At 41.2% G+C, this 24,114-nt stretch carries 21 protein-coding genes; 20 read left to right on the forward strand and 1 reads right to left on the reverse strand.

The features are described from left to right. The 16 genes from EO119_RS06300 to EO119_RS06375 form a co-directional block, all read left to right on the forward strand. A partial coding sequence (locus tag EO119_RS06300; RefSeq protein WP_126941064.1) for an LlaJI family restriction endonuclease occupies positions 1 to 627 on the forward strand: 627 nt, incomplete at its 5' end. A gap of 74 nt (positions 628 to 701) precedes the next feature. Then, positions 702 to 1,331 carry a TonB-dependent receptor gene (locus EO119_RS06305; protein ID WP_126941065.1) on the forward strand — a complete coding sequence of 210 codons (630 nt, stop codon included), beginning with the start codon at positions 702 to 704 and terminating at the stop codon, positions 1,329 to 1,331. Positions 1,332 to 1,358: 27 nt separating this feature from the next. Continuing rightward, complete coding sequence (locus EO119_RS06310) at positions 1,359 to 1,571, forward strand: hypothetical protein (protein ID WP_126941066.1); 213 nt, start codon at positions 1,359 to 1,361, stop codon at positions 1,569 to 1,571. Positions 1,572 to 1,732: 161 nt separating this feature from the next. Beyond that, entirely contained in the window at positions 1,733 to 2,626 is an 894-nt protein-coding gene (gene pgeF / locus EO119_RS06315; RefSeq protein WP_126941067.1) for a peptidoglycan editing factor PgeF, read from the forward strand. 270 nt (positions 2,627 to 2,896) lie between these two features. Further along, positions 2,897 to 3,586: a YggS family pyridoxal phosphate-dependent enzyme gene (locus tag EO119_RS06320; RefSeq protein WP_126941068.1), complete on the forward strand. Its 690-nt coding sequence runs from the start codon at positions 2,897 to 2,899 to the stop codon at positions 3,584 to 3,586. 14 nt (positions 3,587 to 3,600) lie between these two features. Beyond that, on the forward strand, positions 3,601 to 4,104 hold the full coding sequence (locus EO119_RS06325; protein WP_009353917.1) for a cell division protein SepF: 504 nt from the start codon (positions 3,601 to 3,603) through the stop codon (positions 4,102 to 4,104). Positions 4,105 to 4,120: 16 nt separating this feature from the next. After that, on the forward strand, positions 4,121 to 4,939 hold the full coding sequence (proC, locus tag EO119_RS06330) for a pyrroline-5-carboxylate reductase (protein ID WP_062400918.1): 819 nt from the start codon (positions 4,121 to 4,123) through the stop codon (positions 4,937 to 4,939). Further along, the gene (locus EO119_RS06335; RefSeq protein WP_126941069.1) at positions 4,929 to 5,714 is read left to right on the forward strand and encodes an RNA-binding protein; all 786 of its coding nucleotides are present in this window, start codon (positions 4,929 to 4,931) and stop codon (positions 5,712 to 5,714) included. The genes proC and EO119_RS06335 overlap by 11 nt, the downstream gene beginning before the upstream one ends. A gap of 13 nt (positions 5,715 to 5,727) precedes the next feature. Then, complete coding sequence (locus EO119_RS06340) at positions 5,728 to 6,207, forward strand: DivIVA domain-containing protein (protein ID WP_009353901.1); 480 nt, start codon at positions 5,728 to 5,730, stop codon at positions 6,205 to 6,207. Positions 6,208 to 6,271: 64 nt separating this feature from the next. Next, positions 6,272 to 6,907 (forward strand): bifunctional precorrin-2 dehydrogenase/sirohydrochlorin ferrochelatase, encoded by a 636-nt coding sequence (locus EO119_RS06345; RefSeq protein ID WP_126941070.1) that lies wholly within the window; start codon positions 6,272 to 6,274, stop codon positions 6,905 to 6,907. Continuing rightward, the gene (gene hemA / locus EO119_RS06350) at positions 6,876 to 8,162 is read left to right on the forward strand and encodes a glutamyl-tRNA reductase (protein WP_126941071.1); all 1,287 of its coding nucleotides are present in this window, start codon (positions 6,876 to 6,878) and stop codon (positions 8,160 to 8,162) included. The genes EO119_RS06345 and hemA overlap by 32 nt, the downstream gene beginning before the upstream one ends. Next, positions 8,159 to 9,097 (forward strand): hydroxymethylbilane synthase, encoded by a 939-nt coding sequence (gene hemC, locus EO119_RS06355; protein WP_009353940.1) that lies wholly within the window; start codon positions 8,159 to 8,161, stop codon positions 9,095 to 9,097. Before hemA ends, hemC begins: the two co-directional genes overlap by 4 nt. Further along, positions 9,094 to 10,629, forward strand: a complete 1,536-nt coding sequence (gene cobA, locus EO119_RS06360) for a uroporphyrinogen-III C-methyltransferase (RefSeq protein ID WP_126941072.1) — start codon at positions 9,094 to 9,096, stop codon at positions 10,627 to 10,629. The genes hemC and cobA overlap by 4 nt, the downstream gene beginning before the upstream one ends. A gap of 13 nt (positions 10,630 to 10,642) precedes the next feature. After that, a complete protein-coding gene (hemB, locus tag EO119_RS06365) occupies positions 10,643 to 11,617 on the forward strand; it encodes a porphobilinogen synthase (RefSeq protein WP_126941073.1) in 975 nt (324 codons plus the stop codon). A gap of 21 nt (positions 11,618 to 11,638) precedes the next feature. Then, the gene (hemL, locus tag EO119_RS06370) at positions 11,639 to 12,934 is read left to right on the forward strand and encodes a glutamate-1-semialdehyde 2,1-aminomutase (protein WP_126941074.1); all 1,296 of its coding nucleotides are present in this window, start codon (positions 11,639 to 11,641) and stop codon (positions 12,932 to 12,934) included. A gap of 164 nt (positions 12,935 to 13,098) precedes the next feature. Then, positions 13,099 to 13,914, forward strand: coding sequence for a sulfurtransferase (locus tag EO119_RS06375; protein ID WP_126941080.1), 816 nt, complete (start codon positions 13,099 to 13,101; stop codon positions 13,912 to 13,914). A gap of 190 nt (positions 13,915 to 14,104) precedes the next feature. Here EO119_RS06375 and EO119_RS06380 read toward each other — a convergent pair whose 3' ends face one another. Beyond that, positions 14,105 to 15,304, reverse strand: a complete 1,200-nt coding sequence (locus tag EO119_RS06380; RefSeq protein WP_126941075.1) for an MFS transporter — start codon at positions 15,302 to 15,304, stop codon at positions 14,105 to 14,107. A 583-nt stretch (positions 15,305 to 15,887) separates the two neighbouring features. Here EO119_RS06380 and ileS point away from each other — a divergent pair. The 4 genes from ileS to rpoB all read left to right on the forward strand — a co-directional run bounded on the left by ileS (position 15,888) and on the right by rpoB (position 24,105). Beyond that, the gene (gene ileS, locus EO119_RS06385; protein ID WP_126941076.1) at positions 15,888 to 18,734 is read left to right on the forward strand and encodes an isoleucine--tRNA ligase; all 2,847 of its coding nucleotides are present in this window, start codon (positions 15,888 to 15,890) and stop codon (positions 18,732 to 18,734) included. A gap of 100 nt (positions 18,735 to 18,834) precedes the next feature. Then, complete coding sequence (locus EO119_RS06390) at positions 18,835 to 19,368, forward strand: cysteine hydrolase family protein (RefSeq protein WP_126941077.1); 534 nt, start codon at positions 18,835 to 18,837, stop codon at positions 19,366 to 19,368. A gap of 44 nt (positions 19,369 to 19,412) precedes the next feature. After that, the gene (locus tag EO119_RS06395; protein ID WP_009353935.1) at positions 19,413 to 19,610 is read left to right on the forward strand and encodes a DUF362 domain-containing protein; all 198 of its coding nucleotides are present in this window, start codon (positions 19,413 to 19,415) and stop codon (positions 19,608 to 19,610) included. Positions 19,611 to 19,938: 328 nt separating this feature from the next. Further along, positions 19,939 to 24,105, forward strand: a complete 4,167-nt coding sequence (gene rpoB, locus EO119_RS06400; protein ID WP_126941078.1) for a DNA-directed RNA polymerase subunit beta — start codon at positions 19,939 to 19,941, stop codon at positions 24,103 to 24,105. The last annotated feature ends 9 nt before the right edge of the window (positions 24,106 to 24,114 follow it).

Genomic DNA, 24,114 nt, shown 5'->3' on the forward strand with positions numbered 1-24,114 from the left:
GTTACGTATAAGCAAAATATTCTGAAGCTATTAAAAAGATATATAGAAGAAGATAGAACTATATCTATTTCAGATAATATATCATTTGTAGGCACCACAAGTTTTAATTTAGTGTGGGAAGATGTATGTTCTGTTGTCATGAATGACTGTATCAATAAACCAATAAAAGAGTTAGGGTTGCACTATACTAAAAATAAAAAGCAATCTGCATTACTTTCTGATGTGATTTCAAAACCAAAATGGAAGCATGAGAAGTCGGGGAATGTTCATGCTGCTAACAAGACATTGATACCTGATATTATATCGATTGAAGATAATCAGATCGCAATATATGATGCGAAGTATTACAGCATAAAACTTAATGATTCTACAGTGAAAAACCAACCAGGTGTATCTGATGTGACAAAGCAGTATTTGTATGAATTAGCTTACCGAGATTTTGCTAATGAAAATAATCTTTTGATTAGTAAAAATGCATTTTTAATGCCTACTGATGGTAATGAAGAAATACATTTGGGCGATGCAAGTATGGATATATTTCATGGGTTAGACGGAATTAACTTTAACTCGATAAAGGTTATTTTAAAGCCTTGTGAAGCAATGTATGAACTATATTTAAACTCTTAAACAAAGTTTCTTTTAGAGGTATGTCAAGTAGCTATATTAAAAATATATTAGATTGTGAATGAAAGAGAGAGACCATGAAAAAACTAACTACATCTATTCTAGTAGCATTATTCAGTGTGACCATCTTCACACCAACCCATGTAGAGGCGAGTTGGTTGTCTAAAACGTGGAAAAAGGTTGAAAAATCATGGAATGAAGCGGGGAAACAAAGCAGCACTACTGGAACAAGTAGTACACCTTCCAGTACGATTCGTTTACCACAACGATCTGAGTATCCAAGAAACTTTGGTCTTCATCAAGTTGTAGGTCATTCATTAGAGGCTATTGAATATCAAGTGTTGGGAGTTCCTATGGGAGCTACTTTCAGACAAGTAAGAAATAACCTTGGTGAACCTACTGAAATTAATCGTGGTATGAGATATGGTGGAGTAAGATTCGATATGTCGTTTACAAAAGGCGACTATTATGATAATAACGTGGTAGATTATATTGAGATTACGAATAGAGATGCTACGACTCATCGTGGGATTGCAGTAGGTGACACACTAGAACAGGTGTATAATGTCTATGGTCGACCAACATATATTTTTGACAATAATGCGTGGTTTTATGGTGCATTCATGTGGAATTCAGACTATATTTCAGGTATTTATTTTGACAATGATGGTGAAAGAGTAACGAAAGTTCATCTGCATTCTCATTGATATATATTTCCAATGAGAGGTATCTTTATGAAGAAGCTAACCACATCTATTTTACTAGCACTATTCAGTGCCACTATCTTCATGCCAACACATGTAAAAGCTAGCTGGTTGTCTAAAACATGGAAAAAGATTGAAAAATTTTGGGATGAAGCAGGGAAACAAAATGCTTCTACGGAACTTTTATATGGGCATCAGATGCCAAAACTGGTATCACTTTTGAAAATAATGGAGAAAAGGTAACTAAGATTAGGATTATTAATTCCTAAAAAGATACTTATCAAGTTTATTTCCGTAATCTACATCTGAAATTAATAAAGTAAATTCCCATTTAATCCATTATGAATTATAACATCTAAATTCATAATATATATTATTCAACTAATAACACAGGAGGACCTAACATGAACACAACTAAATCATTCCAAACTTCCTCCTCTCTTCGACATGCACCATTTTCTCAGGATAGCTCCACCAGTATTACCTATGAATACAGTCCGCTGTTAGAGGGTTTTCCCCTCGCTCATGGTGTGACCTACCGCTATGGTGGTGTCAGTGAAGGTAACTTTAATAGTTTTAACATGGGTCTGCATGTAGGTGATGATCCGAAAGCGGTGGTAGAGAACCGCAAACGCTTAGCGCAGGTGTTAGGTGTGGATTCAAATCATTTGACTTGTGGTGAGCAAGTGCATGGGGTAGGCGTGACGAGGGTGACGGAAGAGCTTGTCGGTAGAGGTGCTTTCAGTTGGGAAGACAGTATCCCAGATAGTGATGCGATTCATACGAATTTGGTGAATGTGCCACTCTTGTTGCTCGTGGCAGACTGTGTGCCTGTGCTTATCTATGATGCGGTGCATCATGCGGTGGCAGTGGTTCATGCAGGTTGGCGTGGTGCCATCGCTCACATTGTGGAGCGCACGATGGATAGTATGCACGATGCGTACGGAACGTTGCCAAAAGATTGCTACCTCTTCATCGGTCCCTCCATTGGAGAAGACTCATTTGAGGTGAGTGAAGAGATTGCTGAACAATTTCGACAGGATATGGGTAATTTGGGACTTTCACAGGTAAATGCAGTCGTGCGTTATCTCCAACGGTTAGAACAAGCGACACCTACTCCACATATAGATCTGAAAGGATATATTGCAGCTTGTGTCGTACAAAAAGGTGTGCCTATAGATCAAGTGATTCTGTCTGCTACGGACACGATGATGACAGAAGGATGTTATTCATACCGAGGGGATGCAGGCAAGACGGGACGAATGGCTATGTTTGCAGTATTACAAAATCAAGGTTAATAGATGATGGAGTTTCAATAGTTTTGTATATCATAAGACCTTGTGTAGAACATGAGTAGTACGGAAATTTAGAGATACATTCTTAGGCATTGTTCGAGAATAGAATAAAATTATGACAAAGAATAAGAAAATCTTAAGAACTAGGCTTGAAATCATGCTTTTTCTATGTACTTTTCTTATTCTTTCGTTTATAATAAAAAAGATAAAGTATTATTTTTTTGTGAAGACCTTTCAGAGTGAAATGTAACGACGAAAAAAGGACTGACATATATGATTGCAACAGCATTACATAACGTGCAAGAACGCATAGAAGCGGCTAAGGCACGAGTGGGGAGAAGGGATTCTGTTACACTTGTAGCAGTAACGAAGAATCATCCTGTAGAGGCTGTACAAGAAGTAGCTCAACTAGGTGTAAGAACTGTAGGCGAAAATCGTGTACAAGAAGCAAAAGAAAAAATGGAACTCTACCAGGGACCGGAACTCCAATGGCATTTAATTGGACAATTACAAAACAATAAAGTGCGTAATGCAGTGGGTAAATTTTCTTTAATTCATTCAGTTCATAGCGTGAAATTGTTGGATGAAATCCAACGTATTGCTGCTAGAGAAGGACTTATACAAGAAGTATTACTACAAGTGAATGTGGCACGAGAAGAAAGCAAGTCTGGGATGGATGTGGAAGAGTTTCCAACCATACGGGAATATGCCAAATCATTACCCAATGTACGGGTAAAAGGGCTTATGTGTATGGCACCATTTTTTGATGATCCGGAAGAGGCTCGCCCTATATTTAGAGTCGCTCACGCTTTATTTGAAGACATGAAACTTCATTTTAATGAAGGTCAGATTGAATATATATCCATGGGGATGACCCATGATTTTGAAGTAGCAATTGAAGAAGGTGCAAATATTGTTCGTGTAGGAACAGCAATATTTGGAGAACGCCACTATAATGAGTAATGGAGGAATTAACGATGGCACTGAAAGATAGCTGGAATTCTGTAAAAAGTTTTTTTGGTAGTAATCAAGATGATCAATATGAATTTGATGAATATGATAATGAGATGTATGAAGAAGAGTCTCAACAACCAGTAGTAACAGCACCAGTAGCAGGTGGCAATGGACCAGTAGCATCTGCAGCACGACCAAAAACAGGAGGATATAATACAGTGGCACAACGTTCTAGCGGTATGAAAGTAGTCATCGTAGAGCCAAAAGCATTCGATGATTCTGAAAATATTACAAATCAATTGCGCGATATGCGTCCAGTAGTGATTAACTTTGAAAATACAGACCCTCATGAAGCAGCACGTATTGTGGACTTTGTAAGTGGTGCTACATTTGCATTAGATGGCAAATTAGAAAAAATTGGCAAAGATATTTTTATCTGTGTACCAGTGAATGTAACTGTAGATTATACAGATAAAGAGTACACAGAAATATCTGACAAATTAGCTTGGAAAGAACCACAAGCCTAAGCATTAGGAGGTAGCCATGCAAAAAATACTACTAATTGGTGTAGGATCGATGGGTGGTGCTATTTTACAGGGGGCTTTGGAACAAGGTGTTTGGGGCCCTGAGGAAGTAGATGTACTAGTGCGTCGCAGTGAGCAAGCAGCAGAATTAGAGCGCACATTAGGTGTCACAGCCTTCACGGACTGTGATGCCATACCTGCTTTTGATGAGTACAGAACCATTGTATTTGGCGTAAAACCTCAAGTCTTACCGTCTCTTATGGAAGAGGTGGGACCACAAATCGAGGCGAGAACATTATGTATTTCCATTGCGGCAGGCATTACATTGGATACATTACAATCCTTTGCACCCCATGTACATTGGTTACGAGCTATGCCGAATACTCCGATTTTGGTAAAAGCTGGCTTTACAGCGATTGCTAGTAGTGAACAAGTGACACCAGGTGAGCGAGAACAAGCTTTGCGCATTTTTGAAGCCTTAGGTGAAGCAGTGGTATGTTCAGAAGCTGATTTAGACCGTATTGGCGCTCTAGCAGGGGCAGGTCCAGGCTATATGTATACCATTTTAGATGCTATGGCAAATGCAGGTGTTCGGATTGGTCTCACTAGGCCATTGGCGTTGCAAGCGGCGGTACAGACGATGTATGGCTCTGGCTTGATTGCCTTAGAAACAGGCGCTCATCCAAGTGTGCTTAGGGATCAAGTGACATCTCCCGGAGGTACGACTATAGCAGGTATTGCAGCCATGGAAAAAGAAGGGTTGCGTTCTTCTATTATGGAAGGCATCTTAGCTTGTTATGAACGGTCAAATGAAATAGGAAAACAACGTGAAAGATAAAGAAAAGTTAATTCGATATTTTGAAGCATCTGGTAATGGCGAAGAGGCTAGACGTATGATTGATCTAGCGGAGCAAGTACAAGCAGGCCGACCTTATCGTGTGACAGATTTTATGTCACCTGCAGGCCTTGTCATTGCAGATGCAGTAAAAGCGAATTTTGGTGGTATTAATATCATTTCCAGTGGTGGTTACGAAGGGGCAGAACGCCTTCGAGTGGCTTTTGTGGACCCTCACTTTCAAGGAACAGTAGACTTACAAATTGCGGTGTTGAAAGTATCTTGGGATCCACGATTCCGATTATTGACACATCGCGATGTGTTGGGTTCCTTAATGGGACTTGGTATTGATCGCACTCATTTTGGAGATATTATCGTCACTAGTGGTGGGGCGCAGGTAATCGTAGATGCAACGATAGCAGATTTTGTGATTCAAAACTTTACAAAAATTGCTATGGTCACGGTTACAGTATCACGGATGGAATTGAGTGAATTACAACCGAAAGAAGAAAAAATAAAAGAAGTGCGAACTACTGTGGCGTCTATGCGGTTGGATTCTATAGCTTCTTCAGGTTTTAGTACATCTCGTACAAAAGTTGTGGAGGCCATTAAGGCAGGATTAGTACAAGTGAATTGGCAACCTGCGAAAGGACCAGCGCAAGAAGTAAAAGAAGGAGATATTATTTCTCTTCGTGGCAGAGGTCGTATGCAAATAGAAAGTATTACCGGCACGTCTAAAAAAGGGCGTATTGGAGTACATCTAAAACGATTTATGTAAGGAGGCTGATCCTATGTTAACACCAATGGATATTCATAATAAAGAGTTTGGAAAAAGTATTCGTGGCTTTGACTGCGATGAAGTAAACGAGTTCTTGAATGAAGTGGTACAAGCTTATGAAATCTTGTATCGTGAAAACCGTGAAATGACTGATAAAGTAGAGCAAATGGAAAAACGTTTGAATCAATATGAATCAACGGAAGAAACTATGCGCAATACATTGGTGCTTGCTCAAGAGACTGGTGAAAATGTAAAAGAGGCAGCTCGTAAAGAGGCTGATTTAATTTTACAGAATGCGGAACAACAACGATCTACGATTTTAGAAGATGCCAATCGTGCGTTGCGAGAAGCAGAAGCTAAATATGCTACCATTGCGAATGAAATGGCCGTGTTCCGTGCAAAAGTAGAATCAATTTTAACAGCACAACTACAATTATTAGATGGTATTGCTTTAGAGGAAACAAAACCTGTAGAGACAGAAACAGAAGTATAAGGTGAATTTCGGCTTGAGTATTCAAGCCGTTTTTGCCATTGTAGAGACATATAAGGATAGTAGGATGATAACAGTTGGACTTTCACTTAAAGACAGGCCTTGTCTTGTAGTCGGCGGAGGACAAGTAGCGCTGCGTAGAATTGAAAAGTTAATAGACGAAGAGGCATCTATTATAGTAGTCAGTCCTGATGTATTACCTGACATTGTAACATACCATGAAGCAGGTGTATTACAATGGATAGAGAAGCCTTATAGCTCAGAATATATGGTAGGGCAACAGTTTGTCATTATTGCTACGGATATTCCTGCTGTGAATGCGCAAGTCATGGAAGATGCTCAAGAAGTACAAGCTTTCATTAATCGGGCTGATGTGAAAGATGATTCTACTTGGGTATTCGGCAGTGCTACGGAGATTGGTGATTTAGAGATTTCTATATTTACCAATCAAGTGAGCCCACGAGTGAGTCGCTTGCTTAGACAGGATATAGAAACCAGGTACGGCATATTAGCCGAGTGGCTACCTCAGATTCGTCTATGGAGACAAGAATTACAGCATATATTAAATACGCCCAAAGAACGAGAGCAGTTCTGGCGTACAAATTTAGGAGAATCGGAGTTTATACAAATATTACAGGGTCAAGGAGACTCAGTGAAGGAGAATATTGTACATGCAATTAGTCGTATTAGGTCTGAATCATAGAAGTGCACCTGTAGATGTACGAGAGAAATTTTCTTTTTCCAAAGAAGCTCTCGATCATGCTATGGATCACATCTATGCTCATGAAGAAGTAGAGGAATGCGTCCTTTTATCGACGTGTAACCGCACAGAACTCTATGTCGTCCTAAATGACATGGAGAATGTAAAAGAATATATGATACGTTTACTACTGCATCTGAAAGGTGAAGAAACGGTAGACGTAGATGAGAAATGGTTTTTCCTATATGAAGGGAAGGCATGTATTTCTCATTTATTTAGAGTAGCATCTAGTTTAGATTCTCTTGTGTTAGGAGAAGGTCAAATTTTGAGCCAATTAAAAATGGCCTATATTTCTTCCTATAGTAAGGGATTAACAGCATCTGTGTTTAATATTATTTTCCAAAAAGCCATTGCTGTAGGGAAACGTGTGCGTACGATGACGGGGATTGCGAATACGCCAGTCTCAGTTAGTTATACAGCAGTCAATTTAGCGGAAGATAGTTTAGAGATTCCTATCAGTGAGGCAAAGGTTCTCATTTTGGGAGCTGGTCAAATGAGTGAGCTCACAGCTCGTCATTTACAAGCTAAAGGGGTAAAGAGTATTTTCGTGTCCAATCGGACGTTCAAAACAGCAGAAGAATTGGCAAAGCAATTCAATGGTAAAGCCGTTGATTTTGACAATTTTGTAGAAGAAGCCAAAGTAGCAGATATTATTATTACATCTACTGGTGCACCTCATTATGTGATTGAATGGGAAGAAGCGGAAGAAATCATGGATGGCCGTGGTGGTAAACCAATTGTCATGATCGATATTGCTGTTCCCCGTGATATCAACCCAGATGTAACAGAAATTCCCGGAGTGTATTTGTTTAACATTGATGCCTTGGAAAGTGTAGTAGAAGCGAATAAACACCAACGAGAAGAAGAAGCTCAAAAAGCAGAGCCTATCTTAGAAGAAGCCTTACAAGAAATTGAAGAAAAATTACAATATCTATCGGTTCGTCCTATTATGGTCTTGCTTAGTGAAAAAGCAGAAGCCATTCGTAAACGTGAAGTACATCGAGCGATGGCAAAATTACCTAATGCCACAGAGCTAGAACGTAAGATTATTAGCAATATGTCCCGCATGTTGGTACGTAAATTATTGCGTGATCCAATGATTCATTTTGGTGAAGTAGCGGGTAAAGAAGAAGAGCGAGATTATTGGAAGTTATTCCAAGATATGTTTGCTTTGGAAGTGGAGGACGACACACTATGAGAAACATAATTCGTATAGGCACCCGTAGTAGTGCCCTTGCTTTATGGCAAGCCAACTATGTAGCAGATACATTGCGCAAACATTACCCACAGTGCAAGGTGGAGTTAGTCCATCACAGTACGAAAGGTGATCGTATTTTAGAAAAACCATTGGCTGAAATCGGTGGTAAAGGTTTATTTACAGAAGAGCTAGAAGCATCTATGCGTGATGGTAGCATCGATTTGGCTGTACACAGCTTGAAAGATATGCCTACAGAATTACCAGAAGATTTGGTACTAGGTGCGATTACAGAGCGTGAAACACCATGCGATGCTTTGGTATCACCAAAATATAAAACACTGGATCAACTGCCACAAGGTGCTAAGGTAGGGACTAGTAGTTTACGCCGTCAAGCACAATTGTTGAATCAACGACCTGATTTGCAGATTTCTGTACTTCGTGGGAATGTGCAAACGCGATTGAACAAATTAGAAACAGAAAACTTTGATGCCATTGTATTAGCAGAGGCAGGGTTAAAACGATTGGGGCTGGAATCTGTTGTTACACAGACTTTCACTAGCGATGAAATGATTCCTGCTGTGGGTCAAGGGGCATTGGGCATTGAATGTCGCAAGGATGATACAGAAATGCTAGATATGTTATCTGTATTGCACGATGAAAATACTATGTGGGCTACTCGTGGAGAACGTAGTTTCCTTCGTCAACTCGAAGGTGGTTGCCAAGTACCGATGGGTGTACATGGGACGATTTATAAAGGACAATTAACGTTGAAAGCTATCATTGCTTCTCTAGATGGAAAAAATTGTTTTGAAGGTGAATTGTCAGGACCAAAAGAAAAAGCAGATATGTTAGGTCGTAACTTGGCGAAAGCTCTCTATGAAGAAGGGGGCAAAGCCATCATTGACGATTTAGTAGAAAGAGGAGTATTGAAATGACAGGCATTGTATATTTAATTGGTGCCGGACCGGGTGATCATAAATTAATCACTCTAAAAGGTAAGGAATGTATTGAAAAAGCTGACGTTATTGTCTATGACTATTTAGCAGATGCTCATTTCTTGTCCTATGCGAAAGAAGGGGCAGAGATCATTTATGCGGGCAAAAAAAGCAACAATCATACGATGCATCAATGGGAAATTAACGAACTTCTCGTAAAATGTGGCTTAGAAGGTAAAGTGGTGGCTCGTCTTAAAGGGGGCGACCCTCTAGTATTTGGTCGTGGTGGTGAAGAAGCGTTGGCTTTGGTAGAAGCGGGCGTGCCATTTGAATTTGTACCTGGTATTACATCTGGTATTTCTGCGCCAGCCTATGCTGGGATTCCTGTCACTCAACGTGCCATGGCGACGTCTTTTGCTATTGTTACAGGTCATGAAGATCCAACAAAACCAGAATCTGGTATGAATTGGGATGGCTTAGCTAAATCTGTGGATACGATCTCCTTTGTGATGGGTATCTCGAATTTGCCGAGCATTGCCACTAACTTAATCAAATATGGTCGTCCTAAGGAAACGCCAGTGGCAGTCATCCGTTGGGGCACAAAACCAATCCAAGAAACATTGGTCTCTACCTTGGAGCATGTCGTAGAAGATGTAGAAAAAGCGCAATTGAAAGCACCAGCTATTGTTATCGTTGGGGAAGTAGTATCTTTGCGGGAGCAATTACGTTGGTTTGATAATAAACCATTATTTGGTAAAACTATCGTGGTCACACGAGCTCGTAGTAAAGCTAGCGCCTTATCTGAACGATTACTAGAATTGGGGGCCCATGTCATCGAAGCATCTGCTATCAAAACACAGGCGTTACCTCGTACAGAGGAGATGGATGTGGCTTATGATAGCTTATCTTCCTACGATGGATTAATTTTTACATCTGCCGAAGGGGTGCGGTTCTTCTTTGATGGTTTATTAGACCGTGGCTTAGATAGCCGTGCTTTAGGTTCTATGAAAGTATGTGCTATCGGCAGTGCTACCGCAAAATCTTTATTAGATCGAGGCATTCGTGCGGACATCGTGCCACCGAATTACCAGGCGGAATCTGTGGTGGAAACCATTACAGTAGAACAGAGTCGTGTATGGCCAGAACGAGTGCTAGGCGATTTGCGCTTTGTGCTAGTACAACCAAAAGTGGCACGCGACGTGATTTATAAAGGACTTTCACAAGCAGGATGCGATATGACGGTATTGCGTTTGTATGAAACAGTACAAGACACGTCCCACAAAGAATATTTAGAAGAAGCCCTACGAGCAGGGGAAGTAGATTACATTACGTTTACAAGTTCTTCTACGGTGACGAATACAAAGGATATGCTTGGCTCCGATGCAGTGAATTTATTAGGAAACGCGAAGGTTGTTTGCATTGGACCGATTACAGGTGCTACCTGTGTAGAAGAAGGGATTCAACCAGATTTAATTGGTGAAACTTTTACAATCCCTGCGATGGTGGATCTAATCTTGAACGATTGCAAATAGAAAGAGGCATAATATGGAATTACGAAATCGACCAAGACGATTGCGCATCAGCCCAGCTATGCGTGCGTTGGTTCGTGAAACAACATTACAAGTAGAAGACTTAATTTATCCTATATTTATTGTTCCGGGAACAGCGGTGAAAGAAGAAATTTCTTCCTTACCAGGACAATATCATGTGTCCGTGGACGAGGCTATAAAATTGGCGAAAGAAGCCTATGACTTAGGTATTAAGGGAGTCGAAATTTTCGGCATTCCTACTTACAAAGATGAAGATGGTTCTTCTGCGTGGGATATGGAACAACCGGTACAGCAAGCGATTATGGCGATCCGTAAAGAAGTACCAGAGTTGATCGTGATTTCCGACGTATGCCTTTGCCAATACACATCTACAGGTCATTGCGGTCATGTGGAACATCATGAAGTCATTAATGATGCTACGTTGCCATTATTGTGTAATGTAGCAGTGAGCCATGCGAAAGCGGGTGCTCACATGGTGGCACCATCTGACATGATGGATGGACGTATTGCTGCGATTCGTGAAGCCTTAGATGCAGCGGGATTTAGCCATGTATCCATCATGAGTTATGCGGCGAAATATGCATCCGCCTATTATGGACCATTCCGTGATGCGGTCCATTCTGCACCGGGATTTGGGGACCGTAAAGGATACCAAATGGACGAGGCGAACCGTTTAGAAGCCTTGCGTGAAGTGGAACAAGATATCATCGAAGGGGCGGATATCATTATGATTAAGCCAGCTCTATCCTATTTGGATATTGTACGCGAAGTACGGGATAACTTCGATTGTCCTTTAGCCGTTTACAATGTCAGCGGTGAATATGCCATGATTAAAACAGCAGCGGCAGCGGGGTTGGTAGATGAAAAACGCATTACTTTGGAAACCTTGCTATCCATGAAACGAGCAGGAGCAAAGATGATTATTACCTATCATGCCCTGGATGTGGCACGTTGGCTACAAGAAAAATAGTGTGGAAATATAGGAGCCATTATGTTTAGTTTAGAAAAATCAAAACAAGCCTTTACAGAGGCTCGTGAATATATGCCAGGTGGTGTGAACAGTCCCGTTCGCTCTTACCGCAGTGTAGGGGGCAATCCTCCTTTTATCAGTTCTGCTAGTGGATCTCGCATTTACGATATTGATGGCAATGAGTACATCGATTACGTATTGTCTTGGGGTCCTATGATTCTAGGTCATGCGAATCCTGAAATCGTGGCGTCTATTTTGGAAGCCATCCCTCGTGGTACTAGTTATGGAGCACCAACACTGCTTGAAACAGAAGTGGCGAAAAAAATTCAAGCTTTCTATCCGTCGATGGAAATGGTGCGCATGGTGAACTCTGGTACAGAATCTACCATGAGTGCTTTGCGTTTGGCTCGTGGCTATACTGGTCGTGACAAAATCGTGAAATTTATCGGCTGTTACCATGGTCATAGTGATAGCTTGTTAGTGAAAGCTGGTTCTGGCTTAGCTACCTTTGGAGTGCCAGATAGTCCCGGCGTGCCAACTGGTGTGGCAGAGGATACGATTACATTGCCATACAATGATTCTGATGCAGTTCGCCAATTGTTCGAGGCTCATGGTGAAAGTATTGCAGCCATCATCGTGGAACCAGTAGCAGGTAATATGGGCTGTGTACCTCCTGTGGAAGGATTCTTGGAGACTTTGCGTGAAGTAACGACAGAGCACGGTGCAGTCCTCATCTTTGATGAAGTGATGTGCGGATTCCGCTCCAGTTCTGGAGGTGCACAAAAATATTACAATGTCATTCCAGACTTAACATGCTTAGGCAAAATCGTAGGCGGTGGCTTACCAATGGCGGTATTCGGTGGCAAGAAAGAAATTATGTCTTCCATTGCTCCATCCGGTCCTGTGTACCAAGCAGGCACCTTGAGTGGTAATCCAGTAGCCATGGCGGCAGGTCTTGCTACCTTGTCTATGTTGCAAAAACATCCGAATGCATTCCGTCAAGTAGAGGAATCTACAGAAGCCTTATGCCAAGGATTAGAAGCGGCGGCGAAAGAAGTAGGTGTACCTGTAGTAGTACAACGAGTAGGATCTATGTTTACTCTCTTCTTCACAGATAAAGCAGTGCATAACTTCGATGACGCCAGCGCTTGTGATATGGAAGCGTTTAAAACATTCTTCCACTACAACTTGGAACGTGGCATCTATTATGCAGCCAGCCAATATGAAAGCAACTTCTTATCTACGTGCCATAGCGATCAAGATTTGGCATATACCTTACAAATTGCAAAAGAAGCGTTTCAAGCGATTAAGGGATAATGGGAGGACTGACGGTTTTCAATGTATTGGAAATTGACGTGAACAAATAGTATCCAACAGCCTACATGTATGAATAGAAATGCCATACACATCGAAACTAATCTATGTTACACTAGATTATATAGAGTGTATGGCATTCTAGTTTATATATAGGAGGTGTAATGATGAGTGTTTTAATCTCTCCGAAAGAATTACAAGAACAATTAGATAGAGTGGTGGTCCTCGATGCTCGTGGCTTTGATGCTTATGCAGCGGCCCACATTCCGGGATCCTTTGCTATTGATATGGACGCACACATGAGTGGCCCTTTAGGCGTACACGGTGGTCGTCATCCCTTGCCAGACATGGCTGTCTTAGCAAATCGTTTGAGCGAATGCGGTGTGACCATGGATTCTCACATCGTGGTGTACGATGCGTGGATTTCCTTTGCCGGTCGGTTGCGGTTCTTGCTACTATACATGGGTTTCACCAATGTGAAAGTCCTAGCTGGTGGCATTGAACGTTGGCATAGGGAAGGATACCCATTGACGCAAGAATCTACACCTACTATGGCAGATTCAAAACCGTTGGCCTATACATTACAAGACCATTTAGTGATGAGCCGTGATGAAGTGTTACACGCTAGCCAAACTGACAGTCATGTCATCATCGATGCGCGGGCTCCACAGCGATATGATGGATCGGTAGAGGATACGATGGATGGCATGACGGGACATGTACCAGGAGCAATCAATCATTTCTATGGATGGGGATTTACAGCTGATGGTGTACGTCCAATTGCAGAATTACAAACAGCTTATGGTGACTTAACTAAGGTGGAAAAACCTATCGTTGCCTATTGTGGTTCTGGTGTGACAGCAGCCAACTTAATGATTGCGTTAGCAGAAGTGGGTGTGGAACCAGCTATGTATGTAGGCAGTTCTAGCGATTGGGTGACTTATGAAGGGTTCCCGTTGGAAACAGGGGTTAATACATTATAGGTTTACACTGTCAGTATAGTAGATAGTGATTCAAAATGTTTTCAATATAATACGATAAAAAACAGAGGCCTTGATGATAGGACCTCTGTTTTTATATTCTATGTATTTTGTCATATGTGCATCATCATAAAGCATATGTAATGCATAGTATATAGGATGGAAAATTATATTGTAGTTTATAAGAATGATGCTAATGACTGGCTGTTGAAGTGCGCCCTAATGTTACTTTCAAGAAGACCCCTGTTAATGCAATAATCATACCTGTCACGATAAACATGGTACTAAAGCCCCATTGAGATACGATGGCTGAACCACCTACAGCGCCCATAAAGTAGCCGAAGAATAGAGTGGACTGGTTGTAAGCAAAAATTTGTCCAGCTAAATGTTTTGGTGTAATACTCGCGATATAGGTGTTGATTCCTGGCAATAGTCCGCCTAATCCAAAGCCTAGTAAAAATCGAATGATACATAAGACGATAATAGAATCTGTAAAGGCTTGTGGAATTGTCAGGCATCCTACATAAATAAAACTTGTCCAAAGAATGAATTGAGGGCCAAGTTTATCGATGTAGCGACCGAGTACAGAGCTAGCTAACATTTGAGCAATCCCTGTAGAGGTGAAAGCTAAACCAGCTAGTAATGCGATGTGTTCGTGGCCACGGCCTACAATATGTTGTACGAATACAGAAAGAATAGGAGCTGACGCCATGGTAGTGAAGGCAAAAATGAAAGAAGCGATAGATACGAAGATAAGACCTTTCCAATTGGAGATAGATTGTTGTAAGTCTTTGAGAGAAGGAGAAGGGCCTTTTATTTTAGGAGTAAAGTCTTCTTTTATGAATAATAAGGAAGATAAAAAGGCTATGCCTAGTAAAGCGGATACAACAAAAAAGGCGTACCGAATACCAAAAGTACTTCCCATATAACCACCAATCATAGGACCTAGTAAGGAACCTCCCAAGTTGGCAGCGGATAATAGACCTAAGGCCCAACCAGTTCTGGACTCTGGAGTTTGGGTGGCGACTAACGTAATGGATCCAGAAAAAAATCCAGATACTATACCATTTAAAATGCGGATCATCACAACATGTTCAGGGCTTTGTGCGAACCCAAGAAGTGCATTGGTGACCATCATTCCAAAACTAGCCCGTAGTAAAATTAATTTTCTTCCTTTTCTATCAGCTAGTTTTCCCCAAAAAGGTGAGACGAGGGCCACCATAAGATAGGTGACACCCATGGCGATACCAGACCAATTGGCAAGAGATCCTTGATCGTGGACTCCTAGGTCCTGTAAATATAAGGGAATGAGGGGAGCTGCTTGACTGAGCCCCACCGATGCCATGAAGGCCCCGAATAAACAAACGTATAAGGTGCGTTTCCAAAGTTCCATACTGACTCCTATGTACGTGTAGGTGACCCTACTATAAAATTCCAACTATGTATGTATCTATGGTAGCATATCAGTGAGATTTATTATACCCCCTAATCTAGGTATACCTCTAATAGTTTCTTGTAGGATTCCGAGTAGATTTTTATACATATGGTTCTAGCATTTATGATGTATGAGGAAGTACGATCGTTTGACTATATAATAGCGTCACAGTCAGGGGATATACGTTTCTAACATGGATAGAATGTGATTGGGTCTATTGCAACTACTCTGCAGATAGTATATAATTGTATCTGTATTTGACAACGATATATGTTAATACGTTGATAAAGACGGTCATGCAAGGTAGCTCCGAGCGAGTGAGGGATGGTGAAAGCCTCATGGGTGAATGCATGGCGGATCACTTTTGAGTATATGTTGGGGAGCCCGTACTGGGGGTATTCACATCGGTGGACACCGTTATATGTTTGAGCGATGATTCGTTGGGGGTATCTTTCACAAGAATCATCAGTAGGGTGGTACCACGGATTTGCATTCGTCCCTTCGGGGAGCGGGTGCTTTTTTTATTGAGAGGAGAAATAGAATGTCTAATGAAGTAGATTATGGTAAGACCTTGCACTTGCCTGAAACAGAATTTCCTATGCGCGGTAATTTGCCAAAGCGCGAACCAGAATTTATCAAGTTTTGGGAAGATAATAAAATTTATGAAAAACGCTTAGCGAAAAATAAAGGTAAAAAATCTTTTATTTTGCACGATGGCCCTCCTTATGCGAATGGTAAATTGCACATCGGTCATGCCTTGAACAAAACATTAAAAGACATTGTGATGAAATATAAAACAATGCAAGGCCATTACACACCATACATTCCTGGTTGGGATACACATGGTCTTCCTATCGAGCATGCAGTTATCAAAAACACTGGCTTGAATCGTCATGAAATGAGTCCATTGGATCTTCGCAATCAATGTCGTGAATACGCATTGAATTGTGTAGAAGAACAAAAGAAAGATTTCATCCGTTTCGGTGTGCTTGGTGAATGGGATCGTCCTTATTTAACATTGCGCCCTGAGTTCGAAGTGAAACAAATCGGCGTATTTGGTGAAATGGCGAAACGTGGCTACATCTACAAAGGTTTGAAAACTGTGTACTGGTGTACGCATTGTGAAACTGCTTTGGCGGAAGCGGAAATTGAATATGCTGAGAAAAAATCTTTCTCCATCTATGTTAAATTTGCTTACGTAAACGGTGCTGACAGCACATTGCCAGCAGGTTTTGACACTAGCAAATTGTTTTCCGTCATCTGGACAACAACTCCTTGGACAATGCCTGCCAACCAAGCTATCTCTGTGAACCCAGAATTAGATTACTCTTGGGTGAAAATCGGCGATGAGGCATGGTTATTAGCGAATGGTTTAATCGAAACAGCTACCAAAGAAATGGGCGTAGAATCCTATGAAGTGTTAAACACATTCAAAGGTAGCGCATTAGAATTAGCGAACTTTAAACATCCATTCGCAGATCGTAACGCTCCTATCTTGTTGGGTTCTCACGTCACCTTAGAAGCTGGTACAGGTTGCGTACATACGGCTCCTGCTCATGGTGAAGATGACTTTAATGTAGTAAAAGCATACAAAGATGCAGGTAAAATCGACTTTGAAATTTTATCTTTAGTAGATGCTACTGGTCGTTATATTGCCAAAGTAGATGAACCTCGTTATGGTGATACAGAACAACCACTAGCAGGTGTTGAAATCCATGATGCAGAAGTACCAGTGATCAAAATTTTAGCTCATAATGGTGCATTGGTGCAAAAAGGTAATATCCGTCACCAATATGCTCATTGCTGGCGTTGTAAAAACCCTGTTATCTATCGTGCTACAGAACAATGGTTCTCCTCTGTGGATGGCTACCGTCAAGAAGCTTTGAAAGCCATCGATGAACAAGTACAATGGATTCCTAAATGGGGCCATGACCGTATTTATAATATGATCGCAGACCGTGGGGACTGGGTTATCTCTCGTCAACGTGCGTGGGGTGTGCCAATTCCTATCTACTATTGTGACCATTGTGGAGAGCACATCATCAATGATGATACTATCTCTTCCTTACAAGAATGGTTTGCCAAAGAAGGCTCTAATGCTTGGTGGGCTCATGAAGCGAAAGAATTATTGCCAGCAGGATTCACATGTCCATCTTGTGGACATGATTCTTTCCACAAAGAAACAGATATCATGGACGTATGGTTCGACAGCGGTAGCTCTTGGTCTGGCGTATTGGAACAAAATGAAATGGATGTGCCTTGCGCTATGTACTTAGAAGGTTCTGACCAACATCGCGGTTGGTTTAACTCTTCTTTGTTAACAGGTATCGCTACACGTGGTCATGCACCATACAACGCCGTATTGACTCACGGTTTCGTAGTGGACGGGGAAGGCCGTAAAATGTCTAAATCTGTAGGCAATACAGTGGCTCCTTCTGATATCATCGATGTACACGGTGCTGACGTAATGCGTTTGTGGGTATCCTCTGCAGATTACCAAGCAGACGTGCGTTTGTCCAAAGACATCGTAAAACAATTGGCAGAAGTATATCGTAAAATCCGTAACACATTCCGTTTCTTGTTGGGTAACTTAGATAACTTTAACCCTAACACTGATAAAGTAGCTTATAAAGAGTTAACAGAATTGGATCGTTGGGCGTTGCATCGTTTAGAAGAAGTTCGTCAAAAAGTAACAAATGCTTACGAAAACTATGAATTCCACATCTTGTATCACACAATCCATAATTTCTGTACTGTAGATTTATCTTCCTTCTACTTAGACGTGTTGAAAGATACAATGTATGCAGAGAAAGAAAACAACGTAGCTCGTCGTAGTGCACAAACTGCCATCTACGAAATCTTGACAACATTAGTTAAAATGGTGTCCCCAGTTCTTTCTTTCACAGCTGAAGAAGTATGGCAATACATGCCAAAAGAAGATGGTATGGAAGAAAGCGTGATGCTAGCAGATTGGCCACAAGGTCATGCAGAGCATGTGGATGCAGAATTGTCCGCTCGTTGGGCGACGATGTTAGATCTTCGTAGTGAAATGACAAGAGCTTTAGAAGGCGCTCGCCGTGATAAAGCCATCGGTCACTCCTTGGATGCATCCATCACTGTGTATGCAGATGGCGATGCGTACCAAGCATTGATTGGATTCGGTGCTTCCTTAGCTAGCTTGTTGATCGTGTCTGAAGCGCATGTAGTGGAAGGCCGTGACAAAGCACCAGACAACGCAGTAACAGTAGAAGACGGAGTATTATCCATCGTGGTAACTCCATCTGAGTTAGAAAAGTGCGAACGCTGCTGGATTCATCGCGACACAGTTGGTCAAGATGGGGATCATCCAACATTATGTGCTCGTTGCGCTGACGTAGTCAAAGGATAATGATAATAGCATAAGTAGTCAAAGGTTTAAGTACTATCAATTAGGTAAGGCAAGGGAATGTATCATTTCCTTGCCTACTTTCTAACAAAGGAGATGCCCTATGAACGTATTGATTGTGATAGATATGCAACATGATTTTATTGATGGAACATTAGGTTCGCCGCAGGCGCAGGCTATTGTACCGGAGGTACGTGAAAAAATCCGCAATTTTACTGGTCCTATGGTGTTCACTCGTGATACACACGATAGTAGTTACCTTGAAAGCCAAGAGGGTAAACATTTGCCAGTGGAACATTGTGCCCGTGGCACTAAAGGTTGGGAGATTGCTGATGATCTATTGGAAGTGGCTCGTGAACGAGGTCAACGGGTGGATGTACTAGATAAACCTAACTTTGGGTCCTTAGATTTGTTGGCTCATCTTAAAGGAATGCACGAAGAGGAACCTATCGAATCTTTAACCTTGATTGGTTTATGTACGGATATTTGCGTGGTTTCCAATGCTTTGATTCTAAAAGCAGGATTGCCAGAAATTCCACTTCATGTGGATCCGAAATGTTGTGCAGGGGTGACACAAGAATCCCATGAAGCGGCACTATTGACTATGAAGATGTGTCAGTGTATTGTGGAAGAGTGACATGTGGGGAGCCTCGTAGTATACTAAGGCTAGGAGGCTTGCTTATGTACTTTTATATTAATGATACCTGTGTTTGTTGTGCAGGGTGTGCTATGGATTGCCCTGCAGAGGCTATTACACGCAAAGGTGATCGCTATGTCATCCATCAGGATATGTGCATTCACTGTGGTGACTGTTATGCTATATGCCCAGTAGGTGCCGTGCAGATGGTAAAGAAAAAGGACTTGGATACGAACGAATAAAATGTTTGTGTATCAAGTCTTTTTTTGTCGTTAATGATATGGAGTATTACATGGTATTCGTACTATGGAGAACTTTTAGTATAATAGCTATTGACAAATAGATATAAGAAGATTATAATATTTAATTGCAAAAAAGTAACTATAACATTGAATTGATGAAGGAATATATCCAAGGTTGTGCTGAAATGAGGAAAGCAAGGTTCACAAGAAAAAATTACGAGCCTTGCTTATTTTGTCATTGGTCAGCAGGAAAACTGAGACCTGGAATCGTCTGCAGTCATACCGTTATAGAATATGTAAGCCAATTTTTATGAGGGGTGAAAAGAACATGTTCAAACCTGAGCAAGTGGGTAAGCGTACTCGATATACCTACGCTAAGATCAACGAAGTTCTCGAAATGCCACATTTGTTAGACGTGCAACGCAAGTCCTATGAGTGGTTTTTAGAGAGCGGTTTACAAGATATTTTTAACGATATTTCTCCGATTAAAGACAATTCAGGAAAGTTAGCTCTTTCCTTTGAAGGTTTCAGCCTTGGAGAACCAAAATATGACATTAACGAATGCAAAAATCGTGATGCTACGTATGCAGCACCATTGCGCGTCAATGTTCGTCTCGTTAACAATGATCCAGAAAATCCAGATATTAAAGAACAAGAAGTATTCATGGGCGACTTCCCATTGATGACAGATACAGGAACTTTCATCATCAATGGTGCGGAACGTGTTATCGTATCCCAATTAGTTCGTTCCCCAGGTGTGTACTACGGTGGCAGTATCGATACCATGGGTAACCGTTTGTATGATTCCACAGTAATTCCGAACCGTGGTGCTTGGATCGAGTTAGAAAAAGATGCGAACGACATTGTGTCCGTACGTATCGACCGTAACCGTAAATTACCAGCTACAGTATTAGTACGTGCATTAGGTTGGGAAACTAACGAATCCATCTTGGAATTATTCTGGAATGGACAAGTGGACGAAAATGGTCATCCTGAATACGATGAACGTTTACTTCGTACATTAGAAAAAGATAGCACTCAATCCTCTGATGAAGCATTAGTAGAAATCTACAAAAAACTTCGTCCAGGCGAACCACCAACTGTGGAAAGTGCTCGTAACTTATTCGATAACTTATTCTTTGACCCTCGTCGCTATGATTTAGCTCGTGTAGGTCGTTATAAATTAAATAAAAAATTAGGCTGGCGTCAACGCATGTTCGGTCAAACTTTGGCAGAACCAATCGTAGACGAAAATGGCGAAATCATCGTAGAAGCGAATACCTATGTGAACGAAGAAGTTCTTGATGTAGTGGCTAATAGCGGTGTGTACAGTGGCGATGTAGTACCTGAGTTCTTCGTAGTAAATACAGAAGGTACTGTGGTAAAAGTCATCTGTAACAACAGCAATTTGCCATTCAGCCATCGTACAGTAACTCGTGAAGACATGATTGCTAACGTAAGTTACATGATGAACTTGATCGAAAACATTGGTCAAACTGATGATATCGACCATTTGGGTAACCGTCGTCTTCGTTGCGTAGGCGAATTGTTACAAAACCAATTCCGTATCGGTTTAACTCGTATGGAACGTGTGGTAAAAGAACGTATGACAATCCAAGATGTATCCGTTATTACACCACAAGCATTATTGAATATCCGTCCAGTTGTGGCAGCGATCAAAGAATTCTTTGGTTCTTCCCAGTTGTCTCAGTTCATGGACCAAACTAACCCATTGGGCGAATTAACACATAAACGTCGTCTATCCGCGTTAGGACCTGGTGGTTTATCTCGTGAGCGTGCAGGCTTCGAAGTTCGTGACGTGCATCATTCCCATTATGGTCGTATGTGTCCAATCGAAACTCCAGAGGGTCCAAACATCGGTTTGATTAACTCCTTGTCTAACTATGCGAAAGTGAATGAATTTGGTTTCATCGAAGCACCATACCGTAAAATTGAAAAAGTATATGGTACAGGCGAAGATGCTAACAAAGTATTGAAAGTTCGTGTTACAGACCAAGTTGTATATATGACAGCAGATGAAGAAGAAGGCATGACAATTGCCCAAGCGAACTCTCGTATTGATGAAGAAGGTTACTTCGTATCTGAGAACATTGCATGTCGTCGTGGTCATGATGTATTAGAGGTATCTCCAGATAAAGTAGACTACATGGACGTAAGCCCAAAAGAAGTAGTATCTATCGGTACTGCTATGATTCCATTCTTAGAAAATGACGATGCGAACCGTGCCTTGATGGGTGCGAACATGCAGCGTCAAGCGGTGCCTCTACTTCGTGCACAAGCACCTTTAGTAGGTACAGGTATGGAATACAAAGCGGCAACAGACTCCGGCGTTTGCGTATTAGCAAAAGAAGCTGGTATTGTTACACGTTGTTGGGGTAATGAAGTTCATGTACAACGTGATAATGGTCGTGTAGACGTATATAAAATGAACAAATTCATGCGTTCTAACCAATCTACATGCTTTAACCAAAAACCAATCGTATACCGTGGTCAATCCGTGGTGAAAGGTCAAGTATTGGCAGATGGTCCAGCTACAGATGGGGGCGAATTAGCATTAGGCTTCAATGTATTGGTAGCGTTCATGCCTTGGGAAGGTTATAACTACGAGGATGCGATCTTATTAAGTGAAGAACTTTGTAAAGAAGATATCTACACATCCATCCATATCGAAGAGTACGAATGTGATGCTCGTGATACGAAATTAGGTGCCGAAGAAATCACTCGTGAATTGCCAAATACTGGTGATGATAACCTTAAAAACTTGGATGAAAATGGTATTATCTGCATCGGTGCAGAAGTTAAACCTGGTGACATCTTAGTTGGTAAAGTAACTCCTAAAGGGGAAACTGAATTAACTCCAGAAGAACGCTTATTACGCGCTATTTTTGGCGACAAAGAACGTGAAGTTCGCGATACTTCCTTGCGTGTACCACATGGTGAAGCAGGTAAGATTGTGGACGTTAAAATCTTCACGCGTGAAAACGGTGATGAATTACAACCAGGTGTTAATAAAGTAGTTCGTGTATATATTGCGCAAAAACGTAAAATCCACGAAGGCGATAAAATGGCGGGTCGTCATGGTAACAAAGGTGTCGTTTCTCGCGTTATGCGTCAAGAAGATATGCCATTCTTACCAGATGGTACACCAGTACAAATCGTATTGAACCCATTAGGCGTACCGTCTCGTATGAACATCGGACAGGTATTGGAAACGCATTTAGGTTGGGCAGTACAAGGATTAGGTATGCAAATTAAGGCAACTGATCTAAAAATCAAAGAAGTACTGAAAGAAGCTAAATTAAACGGTACATATTGGGATGAAATTGATGGCATCAAAGATATCTATGCAGAAATTGAAAGTTTAGAACAAGCCATTGCAGATCCTATGATTGCTAACTACCTTGAAACAGATAAACAAATTGATAGTCAAAAAGTAGTAGCCTTAGATAAAATTTTACATCGAGCTCAAGAAAAATTTGAAGATCTTGGTGGAGAAAAACGCTATAACTTCTTATTGGCTGAAGAAAAACGTATCTATGAATTAGGCATTGAAACATTTGATGATGTAGAAGCCGAACGTCCAGAAATGGAGCCAGCCTTAGAAGAGGAATTGCGTGCAATTCGTCGTGTAGTATATGTGATTGAAACGATTCAGCAAGTTCGTGAAAAACGTAGTCATTTACGTACTGAATTGGAAAAATTTGGTTATGACTATGATATGTATGGTATGCCAAAACCTGACGTGGCTGGTATTCATATTGCGACACCAGTATTTGATGGTGCTCATGAAAGTGATGTGTTCGATACACTTAGCATAGCTGGTCGTGATGATGATGGTAAAACTGTATTATACGATGGCCGTACAGGCGAGAAAATGGATAACAAAGTTACCGTTGGTTACGTATACATGTTAAAACTTCACCATCTAGTAGATGATAAAATCCATGCTCGTTCTACTGGTCCGTACTCTCTTGTTACACAACAACCATTGGGTGGTAAAGCTCAATTCGGTGGACAACGTTTCGGTGAGATGGAAGTGTGGGCTCTTGAAGCGTATGGCGCAGCGTATACACTACAAGAGTTGTTAACTGTGAAATCTGACGATGTTGTGGGCCGTGTAAAAGCTTACGAAAAAATCGTAAAAGGTGAAAATATTCCTGAACCTGGTGTACCTAAATCTTTCAAAGTATTGTTGAAAGAATTGCAAAGTATTGGCCTTGACGTAAAAATCTTGAATGAAGATCAAGAAGAAGTTCTTATCAAGGAATTAGATGATGAGGATGTACCACGTCATGATGATATTCGTGAAGTGATGGAAGAAGGTACTACAGAAGCGACTACAGAAGGAGAAGCTTCCACAGTAGAAGGAACACCTGACGGATACATTGTAGAAGAAGAGCCTGTAACAGCAGGTGAAGAAGATGATATTATCAGCCAAATCAGTGGCTATGTAGAATCTTCTGATAATGAGTAAGTACCACTA

It is taken from the genome of Veillonella sp. CNR 79/14 (assembly GCF_003992185.1).
Taxonomy (GTDB): domain Bacteria; phylum Bacillota; class Negativicutes; order Veillonellales; family Veillonellaceae; genus F0422.

Excerpts from the sequence above, each read along its gene's own strand:
- EO119_RS06340 (WP_009353901.1), top strand. The coding sequence starts at position 5,728 with ATGTTAACACCAATGGATATTCATAATAAAGAGTTTGGAAAAAGTATT.
- hemB (WP_126941073.1), top strand. The coding sequence starts at position 10,643 with ATGGAATTACGAAATCGACCAAGACGATTGCGCATCAGCCCAGCTATG.
- EO119_RS06325 (WP_009353917.1), top strand. The coding sequence starts at position 3,601 with ATGGCACTGAAAGATAGCTGGAATTCTGTAAAAAGTTTTTTTGGTAGT.
- EO119_RS06345 (WP_126941070.1), top strand. The coding sequence starts at position 6,272 with ATGATAACAGTTGGACTTTCACTTAAAGACAGGCCTTGTCTTGTAGTC.
- EO119_RS06395 (WP_009353935.1), top strand. The coding sequence starts at position 19,413 with ATGTACTTTTATATTAATGATACCTGTGTTTGTTGTGCAGGGTGTGCT.
- EO119_RS06310 (WP_126941066.1), top strand. The coding sequence starts at position 1,359 with ATGAAGAAGCTAACCACATCTATTTTACTAGCACTATTCAGTGCCACT.
- hemA (WP_126941071.1), top strand. The coding sequence starts at position 6,876 with ATGCAATTAGTCGTATTAGGTCTGAATCATAGAAGTGCACCTGTAGAT.
- EO119_RS06375 (WP_126941080.1), top strand. The coding sequence starts at position 13,099 with ATGAGTGTTTTAATCTCTCCGAAAGAATTACAAGAACAATTAGATAGA.
- hemC (WP_009353940.1), top strand. The coding sequence starts at position 8,159 with ATGAGAAACATAATTCGTATAGGCACCCGTAGTAGTGCCCTTGCTTTA.
- EO119_RS06390 (WP_126941077.1), top strand. The coding sequence starts at position 18,835 with ATGAACGTATTGATTGTGATAGATATGCAACATGATTTTATTGATGGA.
- ileS (WP_126941076.1), top strand. The coding sequence starts at position 15,888 with ATGTCTAATGAAGTAGATTATGGTAAGACCTTGCACTTGCCTGAAACA.
- rpoB (WP_126941078.1), top strand. The coding sequence starts at position 19,939 with ATGTTCAAACCTGAGCAAGTGGGTAAGCGTACTCGATATACCTACGCT.
- proC (WP_062400918.1), top strand. The coding sequence starts at position 4,121 with ATGCAAAAAATACTACTAATTGGTGTAGGATCGATGGGTGGTGCTATT.
- EO119_RS06380 (WP_126941075.1), bottom strand. The coding sequence starts at position 15,304 with ATGGAACTTTGGAAACGCACCTTATACGTTTGTTTATTCGGGGCCTTC.
- EO119_RS06320 (WP_126941068.1), top strand. The coding sequence starts at position 2,897 with ATGATTGCAACAGCATTACATAACGTGCAAGAACGCATAGAAGCGGCT.
- cobA (WP_126941072.1), top strand. The coding sequence starts at position 9,094 with ATGACAGGCATTGTATATTTAATTGGTGCCGGACCGGGTGATCATAAA.
- EO119_RS06305 (WP_126941065.1), top strand. The coding sequence starts at position 702 with ATGAAAAAACTAACTACATCTATTCTAGTAGCATTATTCAGTGTGACC.
- hemL (WP_126941074.1), top strand. The coding sequence starts at position 11,639 with ATGTTTAGTTTAGAAAAATCAAAACAAGCCTTTACAGAGGCTCGTGAA.
- pgeF (WP_126941067.1), top strand. The coding sequence starts at position 1,733 with ATGAACACAACTAAATCATTCCAAACTTCCTCCTCTCTTCGACATGCA.